Raw genomic sequence first — 14,519 nt, forward strand, 5'->3', positions numbered from 1 at the left:
GCGGCAGGGTCCGTAGCTGTTGCTTCCCCGGCATAGGAGGTAGCAGCGTTTCCTGACTCTCATAAGGACAGGACCGGACCCGGCAACGATTTAATTCAGGAGAAAACAACATGGCTGATAAAAAAGTAATTTTTATTTCCTGCGGTTCCGCAGCTGTTGATTCCGACGGCGAAGCGCTTGCGAAATTCATGAAAAAGACTGCCTCTGTAGCAGAATTCAACAATAGCGATGTGCTCGCTGCAGTTGCAAAGATCGAAGGCGCAACCACCGTTGCTCCCGAAGGCATTGCAAAGCTGTTTGAAGAGGACGGCTCCCTTGCCGTTGTTGAACTCGGTGACGTTGACGGCGCTGCTCTTGATGCTGCTCTTGCTCAGGTTACTGAAGCAGCTGATCGCCGTACCCTGATCGTTCTTGCATCCAACGACGGTCTCTATTTTGCCGGACTGGGCATCAACAAGAAAGCCGGTAAAGCAGAACGTTCCGTTGCTGCACAGGACGTTGTGGCAACCCTCTGCTACGTTGCCGACCAGTCTGTTCCGGCGGACTGCACAGGTGCCGTTCTTTATCAGGTCCTCAAGGATCCCGATATGAAAATCAAGGAACTGACCAAGCTCAAAGAAGCTCTGGCCCGCATGGAAAATGCTTTGCAGCGTGATAACCGTGAACCCTGGGACAAGCACGACTGCGCTTAGTCGTTTGTCCTTATACAAGACTTAAACCTCCAAGTCTTATACCTTTTCAGGTTCTGGTGCGCCTGTTCCTGAATATCGGTAACGGTTCGCTTTCAAAGTCCGGACCCCGTTCATGCAATGCTTGGGCGGGACCGGATTTTCCGTATATTCAGTACCTTCCGGGGTATGTTTACAGCCAGTGCACAGCAACGGTTTGAAGGAGACAGGCCATGAATAAACTAAGAGATGAACAGAACAGCTTAAAGCTTTTTATCACAAAGATTTTCGGTAACGGTGAGCTGCTTGATGTTACAGGGATACACGAGCTTGTCGCGGCCGGTTATCCGGGCGGGAATGAATATTCCATGACCTGTATAGCGGAACAATTGCGAGATCTGCAGGAAGAAGGATTGCTTTCCGGTGACGGTTTCTACATCAATGATGAAGGCGAGCCGGTTTCGCTGTATCGCATTTCCGAGTTCGGGCTGGGGCGTCTTCATGAATGCCGTTAACGGCAACTATCCGGAAATTATGTGCTTTAACAGAGTGTCTATGTAATAATACCGGTACTGCATGCATTATTGCTTGCGCTAATATGTTCTTGGACATAACTGTCGCAAAAAAAGCGACACTGATGTCGCTGCATTTCGCATCGATGATGGAGGGTTTGGCATGGACAGACCTACTTATGACGATCTTTTGGAACAATGTCGTACGCTGGAAAAGCAGGTAAGCTCTTTTCGGCAGACTGACGAGCAGCTTCGCGAAAGCAAGCTGCAGCTTACCCGCCTGTTCAATAATCTTCCCGGCATGGTCTACCGCTGTTCGCTTTCGGAAGATCTGCACCCCACCCTTGTTTTTGTGAGTAAGGGCAGCAATGAACTTTTCGGAGTCAAACCGGAATTTTTCACTGACCAGAAAACAAACGTGATGGAAACTCTCGCCCATCCCGACGACCTTGCCTCCATGCGCAGGGAGCAGAATTCCGCTATCCTGGACCGCCGAACTTATCATCTCCTTTACCGCGTATGCCTAGATTCCGACCGCCAGAAATGGATCTCGGATCAGGGCGAGTGCATTTACGACAGTGAAGGGCGACCGATTTTTCTTGAAGGCATCATGATTGATGTCAGCGCCCAGAAGCTGCGTGAATACGAATTGCAGCAGGAAAACCAGCGGTTGCGCGGAGTTCTTGACGACCGGTTCAAGTTCGGAAGTATTATCGGAAAAAGCGCCGGCATGCGTGAAGTCTTCAAATTGATCATGAAGGCTGCCAAACGTTCTTCCAATGTAATTATTTTCGGTGAAACCGGAACCGGCAAAGATCTGGTTGCCCAGACCATCCACGAGCAGAGCGGTTCAAAAGGGTCCTACGTGCCGGTCAACTGCGGGGCCATACCTTCCAACCTAATGGAAAGCGAATTTTTCGGACATGTGAAGGGGGCATTTTCCGGGGCGACTTCGGATCGTCCTGGATACCTGGCCGCGGCCGATGGCGGCACTCTGTTTCTTGATGAGGTCGGGGAGATTGATCTTTCCCTGCAGGTCAAACTTCTGCGGGCTCTGGAAAGCAAGCTGTATACCCCGGTCGGGGGAACTGAGCCCCGGTCATCCAATTTCCGGCTTATTGCCGCCACCAACCGCGATTTGAGCGAGCTTGTCCGGCAGGGCCTCATGCGTTCGGATTTCTTTTTCCGGCTGCACGTACTGCCCATCCATGTTCCGCCCCTGCGTGAGAGAATTGAAGATCTTCCGCTGCTGATAAATGAATTTATCGGCAGATATCTGGGCAGGACAGATTCCCTGCCCAGAATTCCCGGAAAAATACGCGCGGCCATGGACAACCACAGCTGGCCCGGCAATGTGCGTGAACTGCAGAACGTGCTTGAACGGTATCTGACTTTCGGAGAAATGGTCTTCAGCGATCTGGGCTTTCATTCTGCTGAAGTATGCGTTGATGTGGGAGATGCCGTCAATATGGTGCAGACCTGCGGAACTTTTGTGGAAGCTATGGATTCCTTTGAAAAACATCTGCTGCTCAAGGCCCTTGAACGTAATCATTGGAAGAAGGGGATAACCGCAACCCAACTGGGTCTTAATATGCGAACAATGCAGCGTAAACTGAAGAAATACTGTCTATAGTAAAATTGGGGCGACACTTTTATCGTATGCGACTTCTGTGTCGCATCTATTAAATTCTGCTGAAACCGGATTGTTCCCGGAATTCTGCTTTATAAAGGCGACAGAGATGTCGCCTTTCTTGTTTTTTGCCTCTTATCCTCTTCTTAAAAAAATCAATTATTCCTGAATATTAACTAGGTGGCACGCCGTATGCTTTTGGGCGTTCTGATTGTGCTGCCGGTCTTTCAAAACAAAGCCTCCCAATTGTTTTGAACCGCAGCTTTCGTATTGGCCGGATAACAGCACCGGCAACTACGAATGGAATATGCGGCGGGGTCTTTGGAAATACATGTCCAGTCGGCTCCGTCTTTCCGTCTATCCGGTCTGCCCGGCGAGAATGTCGGCGGATCATTTTATATTCAGGAGTTGTTCCGTGAACTGGAATGAATTTAAAAAAACCGAGAATGCAGGATATCTGTTTATAGTACTGGGTGTATTGAACTGGAGCGGCAACTTCGTGGCAGCCCGGGGGCTGGCCGGAACCGTTGATCCGGCCACACTCAATCTTATGCGCTGGTCCCTGGCCACCCTTGTTTTTCTGCCCTTCGGCATCAGGAGTTTCTGGCGGGAACGTGCACAGGTCGCCCGGCTGTGGAAGGAATTATCCATTATCGCAATTTGCGGCATTTCACTTTACGATACTCTGGTCTTTCTTGCCGGGAATACTTCCGAGGCGCTGAACATGTCGCTTATTTCGACCATGTCTCCGCTTCTGACGGCTCTTGTGGCTCAGTTTTTCATGCATGAGAAGCTGAAAACCTGCATGTACGCGGGGATCGTCATAAGTACTTTCGGCGTGGCCCTGCTGGTTACTGACGGAAGTCTCGGCAAACTTCTGCATATGCGTTTTGCTCAGGGTGATCTGCTCATCCTCTGTACGGCCATGATGTCTGCGGTCTACAACACGGTGGTAAAAAAAGTTACCGATAAAATCAGCCAGACAACCCTGCTCATGTCCTGCTGCATGTTTGGAACTCTGTTCATCATTCCCCTTTATATATGGGAGACCGGAGGCAAAATCGTAGTTCCTGATTTTACGTACGGACTGGTTGTTTCTCTGATATATCTGTCCGTATTTGCTTCCATTCTCTGCTATCTTTTCTGGAATATGGCTGTGGAGGTGCTCGGCGCTTCCAGAACCGCACTCTTTTACTATGCCCTTCCTCCCGCAAGTGCGGTTGTTGCCTGGTTTGTTATCCATGAACCTGTTAATCTCAATCAGGTTGTGAGCGGCATGATTATCCTTGCAGGTATCATTTTCGCTTTATATGGTGACTCGCCGAAATTCATGAAGCAGAAGGCCAACAATTATGGATAGCAGAATAAGACAAATCACGGACTCCCTGCCCTGGAATATTTTCCTGCTCGCGGCAGGGGCATTCATTTTCATCGTCGGTTATAACGGCATCGCGGCTTATCATGATTTCGTGCCCGGTGCTCTTTACGGCCTTGCGGTAGTTCTGCAGAAAATATCACCGGACATATCCTTGTCACGGTGGTATTTTCTTTTGAACATCCCGCTGTTTGTCATTGCCTGGAAAGGCGTCAGCAGGCGATTCTTCTGGCTGAACCTGCTGACAATGGGCATGATCACCGTAATGACTTCCTATGTGCATCTGGATCTGGGAATCCGTAACGAGATGTATGCCGCCATTGCTTCGGGGGCGACTATGGGGGCCGGTAGCGGAGTGATTCTCCGATCCTACGGAGGAGGCGGCGGACTGGACGTTGTCGCCATAATTCTCAATCGACGTTACGGGGTCCGGTTCGGTGTATTTTATTTTGTCATCAACGCTTTGGTCATGGGGTTTGCCCTGAGTCGTTTCACCCCGGACAAGATCGTGGCCTCGCTGGTCATGCTGTTCATCAGTTCCATTCTCACAGAATATGTGCTTTCCATGTTCAACCAGCGTAAGGCTGTGCGTATTCTTTCCCGCAAATCAGCAGAAATAATTCACGAGATCATAAGAGTCAGAAAAATGCACGCCACCCTCATTCCGGCCAAGGGAGGATATTCCGGCGAAGAAGTGAATATGATCTATTCCATTACCGACAATCTGAGGCTGCGATCCCTTGAACAATTGGTGTTCGATATCGATCCGCAGGCGATTTTTGTTGTGGAGAACACATTCAGCGTCATCGGAAGCAATATCAATCGGCGCAAGGCGTATTAATGTCTGAAGAGCATTGCCTCGGCAATGCGAACCGCGTTGCGGTAGCCGCCTGTGCCGGATTCGTGAGGGTTGCAGTTCCTTTTTCGCAGGTGTCCCGTAAAAGCAACTGGAAATGTCCCGTTTAACGGCGGCGCAGACTCCCGGCCAGCAATCCTCCCAACAGCGGGCAGACCGCAAAACAGGCGAAAAGACCGGTCGTGGATAGTCCCGCAGTCAGCAATCCCCCGGCCAGCAACGGCCCTGATACGTATCCGGCATCCATTGTGAACAGCATCATGTTGGTATTGAATCCGCGCAGGTGCGGAGGGGAAATGTCGAACATGGCTGCATTCAGCTGTGGAACGGCGAATCCCATACCCATTCCGTAGGCCCCGGCCAGAGTCAGGAGCCCGGCTGCACCATTGATGAAGCTGAATAGGGCGATAACCGCAGCCAGAGCCAGCAGCATGGCAAAAAGCATTGCGAATCTGTCGGTACGGTCCAGAAGCCTGCCGCAGAATACACGCACACCGATGGTGGCGGCCGTGGATACGCTGAAGAACAGTCCCGCGTTGAGCGTTTCGAGCGATACCAATCTGTCTTTCATGAAAAAGAATACCACGGTGGTGGCGGTGAAGAGCAGTCCGTTTGCGATCAGCAGTTTTCCTACTCCCGGTGCACGGAGATTTTCTCGCAATTCAGCATAGCCCGGGCGCTGGAGCATGGCGACTCCCTCGCGTCCCGACCGGAGAATGCATCTGCGCAGGTAAGGCAGCGCGGTCATGGCCAGAAGCAGGGCAGGGGAAAAAAGCGCGTAGACTCGCGGTTCGCCGCCGACAAGCGGGACCAGTTTTTCCACCACCGGAGGCAGCACTGCATATGGGAGCAGCCCCGCAATGGCGAATATTCCGAAGCCCTGACCGATTCTTGCGGGAGGGAGTATAGATACCAGAAGAGTTGCCAGCGCGGAGAACAGCAGTACAACGCCAAGTCCGTGGGCAATGCGCACCATGGCCAGCGTCCAGACTGTGCCTGCTATGGAATACGAACACAGCGCTCCCATGAGAATCAGTAAAGAGGCTGCGACCACCGTTACACTGTTGCGTACGGTCAGAAACGGGCTGATCAAAGGTCTGAGCAGCAGTGCTGTGAAGGGTTCCAGTCCCAGAAGCACGCCGCGCCAGAACGATGTAATTCCCTGCGTTTCAAGATAGGCGTTCAACCCGTAGAAAAGTGAGATATTGCAGAAGGCCAGAAAGGAGACTCCCATGAGTATGCAGAACTCGGGGGTAAACAAGGATTTGTCATTTCGGGAAAAAAGAAGCATAGTTACAACTCTTGATGTGTGGAATGATGGTTCGCCGGAAGGCAGATGCAAATGCCTGACAGCGATTACCGCTCCGGCGGTACTTTTGTAAAGATGTTCGTCAGGTACACGTTTTTTTCAAACCAGTCCGTGAGGTTTTTCGTGATTGACACTGCGCAGAGCATACGGTTACAGCTTCCCGCCCGTATTGCCTGGGCCGGTCTTGTACAGGCTGCGGCCGAGCAGGCCGGGAATGCTTTCGGGCTGGATAGTGCCAAGACTCTGCGGCTTGTTCATTGCGCTGAAGAACTGCTGCTGTTTCTTGCCGCTGCCGAAGTCGACGAAACCGAAATGACTGTACGGCAGATTTCCACCGGAGTTGAAATAGGCTTCCTTTTTGTCTCGGCAGGTGTTGATCTTTCGGCCTTGAATCTTGTTTCATCACCCGATACCAAAGGGAATGAAGAGGATTGGACATCCTTACCGCTGCTGCTGGCCGCGCGAATGTCCGATGGCTTCCGCGTGGGGCTTGAAGGAAGGCGTATGGAAATAATCCTTCAGGTGGACAAGGTTTACCCTGAGCCGGAGCCTTTCCCGGTGGACAAGGTCCGGGTGCAGGGACAGCCGGTGTTTACCGGAGATGTGGAAGCCGGAGTGCTGCTGGAAGCGTGCAGCTTCATAGCCGGGTTGTATGCGGAGTGCGTGGTTCCCGAGTGGTGCAGCAGTCCGGGCAGAGCAGCGGATATGATCCGGGCAGGAGAACTGGTTGCCATGGAAGCCCGTGATGCTGCCGGGCGTCTGTGCGGGATTATTTTCTGGAAAAAGCGTTCCGATCAGAGCATAACATTTTTCGGCCCTTATGATTTTTCAGTGGACGGCTCCGTTGCCGCGGAGTTGGTCAATGCCATGCTGCGGGCCGTGGGCAGAACCAAGGCCCGGAATGTGTTCAGCAGTCTGGCAACAAGGTCTCTGGCTGAGCAGGGATTTGAGAAGCTTGCAGAATTCCCTTTCTCTTTCGAGAAGTATGCTCCTCCGGTGATGCATTCAGTCTGGGGAAGGATGCTTCAGGAGGATTTCGGTGCAACGTCATGGACACACGAGGGTTTTACTGATTTTCTGCGCAGTCGGTATGATGAACTGGAACTGCTGCGCGACCTGCGTCCGGCTGAAGAGATAGGGGAGGCCGTTCAGAAGAGTTCGGTTCTGGGTGCGCGTCTCAGCCCCCGTCTCAGTGAGGTTTTTCTTTACCCGGAATTGAACGGCGCAGACATAGGTGAAAATATCGCCCGGCATGTCTCCTCCCTTGTCGGTGCCGGTTACCGGAATATTTTTTTCGAAATAGACCTGTCCAAGAGATGGCACGCCGCCATGGGCGGACATCTGCTCCGGAGCGGGTTCCGGCCGGAACTTATGCTGCCGCACGGCGGGCTGTCCGATACGCTGATTTTTCGTTATGTCGCTGAAGCTTGATCTCCTTCTCCCGGAACATATTCGACTTTTTGAACCATATCGCCCGAGCCCACCGGACTCGGAGCTTATGCTGCGCTATGGACTCGACCGCCTGCACAGGCTGAACAACAACGAGAATTTTCTTGGGCCGTCTCCTGCCGTGCGCGAACTGCTGGCGGGGATTGATTCCGGCATGGTTCCGGTCTATCCCCACGGCGACAGCAAGGTCCTGCGGGAGACCCTTTCTCAGGTTCTCGGACCGGACAGCAGCCGGTTTCTGGTCGGTAACGGGTCGTGCGAACTTATTTCGAGCGTTGTAAAAGCCTTCTGCGAACCGGGTGACAACATCATTACCGCGGACAAGACCTTTGCGGTCTATGAATGGGTCGCGGAGTTCTCCGGAATTGAAGCGCGTCTGATCCAACTGGACGAAAATCATGGCTTTGATCCGGATGCCATGCTGGCCGCAATGGACTACCGAACAAAGATTCTTTTTGTCTGCAATCCCAACAATCCTACCGGAAGCTACTGGGACGAAAGTACCATGCGCCGTTTTCTGGACGCGGTGGACGGCCGGTGCATCGTGGTGGCAGACGAAGCCTATTTTGAATATGTGGAGCAGCCCGATTACCCGGACTGTATCCGTCTGCTGGACGAGTATCCGAATCTGGTGGTTTTCCGTACTTTTTCAAAGATGTACGCTTTGGCTGCGTTGCGTGTGGGCTATCTTTGCGCCGGAGAGGAAGTGACCGATGTCATCAGCCGCGCACACGTGGCCTATTCCGTGAACACTCTTGCCCAGATGGCCGCACGCGCCGCGCTGCTGGATCAGTCTTCTTTCATGGAAGATACCAGGCAGATGGTGCGCACGGGCCGCGAAATAATCCGCAGAACCTGCTCTGAGCTCGGTTTCGAACATGTTATCGGCGAGGGAAATTATGCCATGATCAGGACGCCGATCTCGGACACTCTGCTGCAGCGAAAGCTACTGCGTTGCGGTTTTCTTGTGCGCACCATGACGGGGTTCCGCTTTCCGAACTGGATTCGTGTCAGCCTTGTGCAACAGCCGGTGCTGGAAGAGTTCAGTTCTGTCCTGAAGAGTCTGTTTCTATAGATTTTTATTCTGTAAATAAAACATGTTGAAGTGTTTTTTTCTCCCGACATCGCTTGTGTGCTCCGGGACTATTTTGTATCTTGCGCACGCCTTCGGTCAGGAAAATATTCCTGCCGTAGAGTAAAGCGGCCATGTTTTGGCGGCTGAGCAAATGGAGAATGCAGGTGAGCGGAAGTAGAGAGCAGAATCTGGCCAGGCTGAGGGAAGAATCTTACGTTATTGAACCGGGCCGGAAATTCGAAGTGGATTATTTCAGACCGGAGGACGCGGTAGGTGTTACGCGTCTGTATCATGCCGTTTACGGCGAGATGTTCCCCGTGGATTCCGTTTATGATGCTGATGAACTGATCCGCATCAACGAGGGCGACGATATGTTTCAGGTCGTCGGGCGAACGTCCAATGGTGACGTGGTCGGTTTATACGCCCTGTTCAAATCAGCTCCCAGCAACAAGATTATGGAAGGCGGTTCCTGGATAGTTCACCCCGATTACCGGGGGACATCCCTTGGGCTGCGTCTGGTCAGCAAGATTCACAACAACCCGCCGGAGCATATCGGGCTTGAGGCGCTTTTCGGCCAAAGCGTCTGCGATTATGCTACGCCGCAGAAGCTGGTGAAGCGGTTCAACGCCAAGCCGTGTGCCTTTGAAATCGAAGCCATGCCTCCCCGTCCGGGCGATGAAGATTCATACGGCCGTATTTCACTGCTGGACAGCTTCCTGTTTCTGCACAATCACCCTGATGAGGTCTATCTGCCTGACCGCTATGATTCCCAGCTTCGCGATCTCTATGAATTTACCGGACTTGATCGGAAACTTCAGCGGGACCAGGACGCAGAGAAAGCCGCTGCAGCCGACGGGGAAACCGCGCTTTCAACCAATGCTTTCGATGGCGTAGGGCTGTTAAAGGTTGAGGTGGAGACCGTGGGGCGGGACTTTGCCGAAAGTCTTGCGGAGGTGCTGCGGGAGCACGGGGACATGTCCGCGTATCATCTTTTTATTCCCCTGTGGCGGCCCGGTTCTTCGATGGTTGTAGAGGCCGCCCGCAGGGAAGGTTTTTTCTTCGGCGGACTGCTGCCCCTGTGGTTCGACAGGGATGCCTTGCTCCTTCAGAAACTGGCCGAAACCCCGGATTTCAGCAAACCATGCCTCTATCTGGATGGAAGCCGGGAGTTGCTGGATATGGTCGAAGCCGACTGGAAAACGGTGCAGTACGGAGACTGATTGTCCGTCCTATTTCCCAAGCAGAGCGAACAATGGCGACAGTACCAGCAGAATTCCTGTCAAAACGATCAGCCACGGCTGCAGCCCCCGGTATTTGGCAAGATCATCCACCTTGTAGACAAGCAGAACAGGGATAAAACATCCTATGACGGCGAAAATCGGGCTGCATATGCTGGTGAAGTAAAGAATCGGAAAATCGACTATTGTCGCGGTCCAGCCTAGCAGCACAATAAGACCCACCACACCGGCTGAAAGTCTGGCCATGTTGACCGTTTCCTTGGGCCTGTCACTGGCGAAGAGGTTGAAGTATAGTCCGATGCAGGCTTCATGCAGTCCGAGCAGAACTCCGAAAAATGATGTGGTGACGGCGCAGATATCTATCGTCACTCCCAGAGCCGGAATAAAGGTTCCCGGTATGACCTTGGCCATAATTGCCAGAAAAGACGTGTTGGCCACAAAAGCGTTGTAGGCATCCTGATGTGTTATGGACATGGTGCACGAAAAGGCGAAGAAAAAAACTACTCCGGCCAGAATCAGAAAGGCGCGGTTCATGATCTGAAAGGCCTTTTTCCTGGCAACATTGATATCCTTGTATTCGGACCGCACGTAGACAACCATCGGACTCAGCGACTGCAAAAACAGGATCGAAGTCATGGCGAAGGGCAGCGTCACAATGGTCTGGCACAGCATGTTACCGATTGATGATATATCCTTTATGTTTTCCACACTCCATTGAGGAATGATCATCACGCCGAGGGTGACCAATGATAAAAGGATGACGACGATCAGCACCTTGGAGAGATGGAAGAGCAGGTTTTTGCTTGCAAAAGCCAGAAAAACCAGAAAGCTGATCAGAATAAGGGCATAGAGGTGGTTTGCGGAGAGCAGTCCTTTGGTCAGACCTGCGGCCTGAATATATGAAGCGCTGTCGTTTGTAACCGTTTCACTGTACACGCAGAGCCAGATCAGAAGCATCACGAAATAGATGATGCCCAGTGTCGCCCCCAGCTTGCTGCCGAGATATTCGCTGATGGTTGTCGGGTAATCCGATGCATCCCGTGATTCAATCAATGTATTGATATACATGTGCTGGAACAGATACAGGGCCGGATAGGCAATTATTATGGCCAGCAGAAAGGTCCACAGACCTACCAGCCCGGCCTGAATGGGCAGGAATACGATTCCCGCCCCGATGCCCATGCCTATGTTGACAGCCACCCATCCCCAATCTCTGGAATTCATTTTCATCTGCGCACACCTTTTCAGTTTGTTCGAATTGTTCAATCACTTCAGAAGCGCCGGAACGTCTTTTCCGGACGCCGGACAGTATAAGGCCGTGATGGTGCTGCGGATCAGGAGGTCATGATTTTCAGGATGACTTCGTCGGTCTGCTTCATTCCGGAACTTGCCAGTTCGCCGATATTGCGGATGGTGGCTTCCACATCGCTGCCGACAATCCCGTCCCCGCCGTGCAGATCCTTGTGGTAGGAAGCCAGAGTGGCGGAATCGAACGCAGCGTAAATGCCGGTTGCTATTTTCATGGCGCAGGACGGCTTTGCTCCGTCACAGATTACCCCGGAAATATTCCCAAGCGTGTTGATTATGGCGTGGGCCACGGTCGCATAGTCCTCGCCCAGCAGAAAGGTGATGGCACCGCTGACTCCTGCTGCGGCGCACATGGCTCCGCAGTAGGCCGAGAGTCTCCCGACCTGAGTCTTGATGTGCACGGTGCAGAGGTGGGACAGAAAGAGTGCGCGGATCAGCTGTTCGTCAGAGAAATTTTTCATCCGGGCATACTTTATTACAGGCAGTGAGGCGGTCATGCCCTGATTGCCGCTTCCGCTGGTGGTCATAACCGGCAGGGGGCATCCGCTCATGCGGGCATCGCTTCCTGCTGCTGCGTAACTGGCGCAGCGGTTTCTGATATCATCGCCATAAATTCCCTGCTCGATATTCTTGACGATGCTGCTGCCTATGTTCACTCCGTAGGTGTTCTGCAGACCTTCATCCGCAATGGTGGTGTTCAACTCTATCACCTGTTCGAACAGCGGGCGGATAAGTTCAAGGTCAATGCTCTTGGCCAGATCATAAATCAGCCTGACCGACAGGATGGAGCGATCTTCCTGCGTGGTGTTGAAATTTTCCGGGCTGAATCCGTGGTCGAGAAGTACGCGTCCGTCCTTGACCACCCTGGTCAGGTTGGTGTGCAGGTATTGAACTTCCACCAGGGCGCTTTTGTCCCCGGAAAAGGCTTCTACGCGTACATAGAGTTTGACCGGTGTCTTTTCATGTACGGTTTCAATAGAGACCTTTTTCAGATATTCCCTGACCTCCACCATGTCCTGCTCGGTCACTTCGCTTATGACCATCAGATCCTTTTTGCAGTCTCCGGCCACAATGCCCATGGCCGCAGCGGTTTCAATGCCTATCATGCCCCCGCTGTTGGGAACAACAACACTTTTCACGTTCTTGATTATGTTTCCTGAAACAAAAATCTTTATTCGTTCAGGGAGTTCTCCCAGCACTTCTCTGGCCTTGGCGGCAACCAGAGCAATGGCGATTGGTTCCGTGCATCCTTGAGCGGGAACTATCTCTTCGCGCAGAATTTCCAATACTTTTGTGATCGTATTCTTATCGGTAGGCATCATTTTCTCCCTGAGTATTTCGTGTTGTTTTGGGCACTTTGCACTTAACGGGTATTCTTCTATCAACTCATAAAAATCGAGAATTTGTATCGTGATCTTAAACTGAAACTAAATATCTTGTTCCGATAGATTGAGCAAGTATAAGCCCTTAGTAACTTCATTCATTGGATCAAAAAAGTGCAGTCTGAAAAATAATTTTTCACAGTTCTCGCCCGCTCGGTCAGATAATCCATGTGTTTTAATTTATGGCGAAGTCTGTGTTGAAAATATAAAACAATAATTACAGTATGTTCTGTTTTAAAAAATTGATATTTATTTTGCCTCCCAATATTACTTGACAATCAAATTAAATTTGAGCAGGAATGTTTGAAAGGCATTTAGTTTGAAATACAAACAAAGAGGTTCATATGGAATTCGATTCAATATTTCGGGTGGCATTGCAATCCAGCCTGTTTCTGGGACTGATCCACGGCATAAATCCTTGCGGACACTCATGGCTGGTGCTGGCTCCGTTTGTGTGCGGCGAGCAAAACGGAAAACGTGTTTTTTCGCTGACCACAGCTTTTATCTCCGGCACAACTCTGGCCTGTCTGATTATAGGGCTGACTCTCGGCTCGGTCTCATTGACCATTCCGAAGTCGTTTACCAGCATTGTAGACATGGCGATGCTGGTAATTCTGGTTCTGCTGGGGGCAATTCTGATTGTAAAACCGGAGATTCTTCACAGTCATGACCACGATCATGAGCACGGGCACGACCATGAGCACGGCCATGGGCATACACACAGCCACGACCATTGCCATGAACATGACCATCATGAACATGAGCACGGAGAATGCTGCGCATGCTCCGGTCATGGGGAGGGTGAGCATAGAGGTTTGCGCAGTGTGACTTTGTGGGGACTTTTCTCCATCGGTTTCGTAAATATGATAGTTCCCTGCCCGACAGTGGCGATAATGTATTCGTATGCCATCAATTCCGGTAGCATAGCCAAGGGGACAGCCGTATTCGCCGCCTATGCTCTGGGAACCGCAGTTGTCCTTTCCATGGTTATTTATGCTATTTATCGGGCAGCATCGTTTATGCGGACTTTGGAAAAGAGTTGGATCGAACCTCTGGTCATGCGTACCGCCGGGATGCTGACCATATGTTTTGCCGTATACAGTTATGCTTCCATATAATTGCGGAGAGGAGGAGTCGCCATGCTGAATAAGCTCAACCATGCGGTAATTGAATTTTATGAAAAACTGTCATCCTGGGAGCATGATGTGGTCAGGGAAAAAGGGTTGACCCTGCCCCAGATGCATACGCTTGAGGTGCTTGGAATTCATCAGGCCATGCGCATGAAGGAACTGGCCGGGCATATGGGCATCACGACCGGAACCCTTACCGTGCTTGCGGACAGGCTGGAGGAGAAGGGCTACATCTGCCGCAAACCGCACAGTACGGACCGCAGGTCAATCATTGTGGAACTGACTGATTCCGGTCTTGAAATGTTTCATGAGCATGACCGGCTTCACCTGCGGCTCATAGAAGAACTGACCGCGGATTTTTCGGAGCAGGAAAGAAATCTGCTTCTCGATTGCATTGAAAAAATGAACGGGTCTTTTTAAAAAATACGGATCTGTTTTTCCGTCTTTGCAGCCGTTTTTTTGAATGATAATCCCGTCCAAACAAATGGTTATGCGGTTATGAACAAAGAAGTGACAACTGTGGATAATTGTTGTTCATCACGTATCAGCCCAACTGAAACAAGGGCTGGCGGGGTTAGTTCGTGAAA

General features: G+C 51.5%; 13 protein-coding genes. 10 read left to right on the forward strand and 3 right to left on the reverse strand.

What is annotated here, in order from left to right; translation table 11 throughout:
• The first annotated feature begins 110 nt into the window (after positions 1-110).
• From ACKU4E_RS14950 to ACKU4E_RS14970, 5 genes are all read left to right on the forward strand, one after another.
• Positions 111-692, forward strand: coding sequence for a hypothetical protein (locus tag ACKU4E_RS14950; protein ID WP_320171884.1), 582 nt, complete (start codon positions 111-113; stop codon positions 690-692).
• A 209-nt stretch (positions 693-901) separates the two neighbouring features.
• Entirely contained in the window at positions 902-1,183 is a 282-nt protein-coding gene (locus tag ACKU4E_RS14955) for a hypothetical protein (RefSeq protein WP_320171885.1), read from the forward strand.
• 160 nt (positions 1,184-1,343) lie between these two features.
• On the forward strand, positions 1,344-2,813 hold the full coding sequence (locus tag ACKU4E_RS14960; protein ID WP_320171886.1) for a sigma 54-interacting transcriptional regulator: 1,470 nt from the start codon (positions 1,344-1,346) through the stop codon (positions 2,811-2,813).
• 412 nt (positions 2,814-3,225) lie between these two features.
• A complete protein-coding gene (locus ACKU4E_RS14965; protein ID WP_320171887.1) occupies positions 3,226-4,170 on the forward strand; it encodes a DMT family transporter in 945 nt (314 codons plus the stop codon).
• Positions 4,163-5,026, forward strand: coding sequence for a YitT family protein (locus ACKU4E_RS14970; protein WP_320171888.1), 864 nt, complete (start codon positions 4,163-4,165; stop codon positions 5,024-5,026). The genes ACKU4E_RS14965 and ACKU4E_RS14970 overlap by 8 nt, the downstream gene beginning before the upstream one ends.
• A 121-nt stretch (positions 5,027-5,147) precedes the next feature.
• On the opposite strand, the gene ACKU4E_RS14975 is transcribed toward ACKU4E_RS14970, so the two are convergent.
• Positions 5,148-6,332 (reverse strand): MFS transporter, encoded by a 1,185-nt coding sequence (locus ACKU4E_RS14975; protein WP_320171889.1) that lies wholly within the window; start codon positions 6,330-6,332, stop codon positions 5,148-5,150.
• Positions 6,333-6,383: 51 nt separating this feature from the next.
• Between ACKU4E_RS14975 and ACKU4E_RS14980 the strand changes: the two genes are divergently transcribed.
• From ACKU4E_RS14980 to ACKU4E_RS14990, 3 genes are all read left to right on the forward strand, one after another.
• Complete coding sequence (locus ACKU4E_RS14980; RefSeq protein WP_320171890.1) at positions 6,384-7,781, forward strand: hypothetical protein; 1,398 nt, start codon at positions 6,384-6,386, stop codon at positions 7,779-7,781.
• Entirely contained in the window at positions 7,765-8,874 is a 1,110-nt protein-coding gene (locus ACKU4E_RS14985) for an aminotransferase class I/II-fold pyridoxal phosphate-dependent enzyme (protein WP_320171891.1), read from the forward strand. The genes ACKU4E_RS14980 and ACKU4E_RS14985 overlap by 17 nt, the downstream gene beginning before the upstream one ends.
• 158 nt (positions 8,875-9,032) lie before the next feature.
• Complete coding sequence (locus ACKU4E_RS14990; RefSeq protein WP_320171892.1) at positions 9,033-10,094, forward strand: GNAT family N-acetyltransferase; 1,062 nt, start codon at positions 9,033-9,035, stop codon at positions 10,092-10,094.
• Positions 10,095-10,103: 9 nt separating this feature from the next.
• On the opposite strand, the gene ACKU4E_RS14995 is transcribed toward ACKU4E_RS14990, so the two are convergent.
• Complete coding sequence (locus tag ACKU4E_RS14995; RefSeq protein WP_320171893.1) at positions 10,104-11,336, reverse strand: hypothetical protein; 1,233 nt, start codon at positions 11,334-11,336, stop codon at positions 10,104-10,106.
• A 110-nt stretch (positions 11,337-11,446) separates the two neighbouring features.
• Positions 11,447-12,739, reverse strand: coding sequence for an L-serine ammonia-lyase, iron-sulfur-dependent, subunit alpha (locus tag ACKU4E_RS15000; protein WP_320171894.1), 1,293 nt, complete (start codon positions 12,737-12,739; stop codon positions 11,447-11,449).
• Positions 12,740-13,146: 407 nt separating this feature from the next.
• Here ACKU4E_RS15000 and ACKU4E_RS15005 point away from each other — a divergent pair, with 407 nt between their 5' ends.
• Positions 13,147-13,920 (forward strand): sulfite exporter TauE/SafE family protein, encoded by a 774-nt coding sequence (locus ACKU4E_RS15005; RefSeq protein ID WP_320171895.1) that lies wholly within the window; start codon positions 13,147-13,149, stop codon positions 13,918-13,920.
• A gap of 21 nt (positions 13,921-13,941) precedes the next feature.
• On the forward strand, positions 13,942-14,352 hold the full coding sequence (locus ACKU4E_RS15010; protein ID WP_320171896.1) for a MarR family transcriptional regulator: 411 nt from the start codon (positions 13,942-13,944) through the stop codon (positions 14,350-14,352).
• Positions 14,353-14,519: the final 167 nt, after the last annotated feature.

It is taken from the genome of Maridesulfovibrio sp., assembly GCF_963677005.1.
Taxonomy (GTDB): Bacteria; Desulfobacterota; Desulfovibrionia; order Desulfovibrionales; family Desulfovibrionaceae; genus Maridesulfovibrio.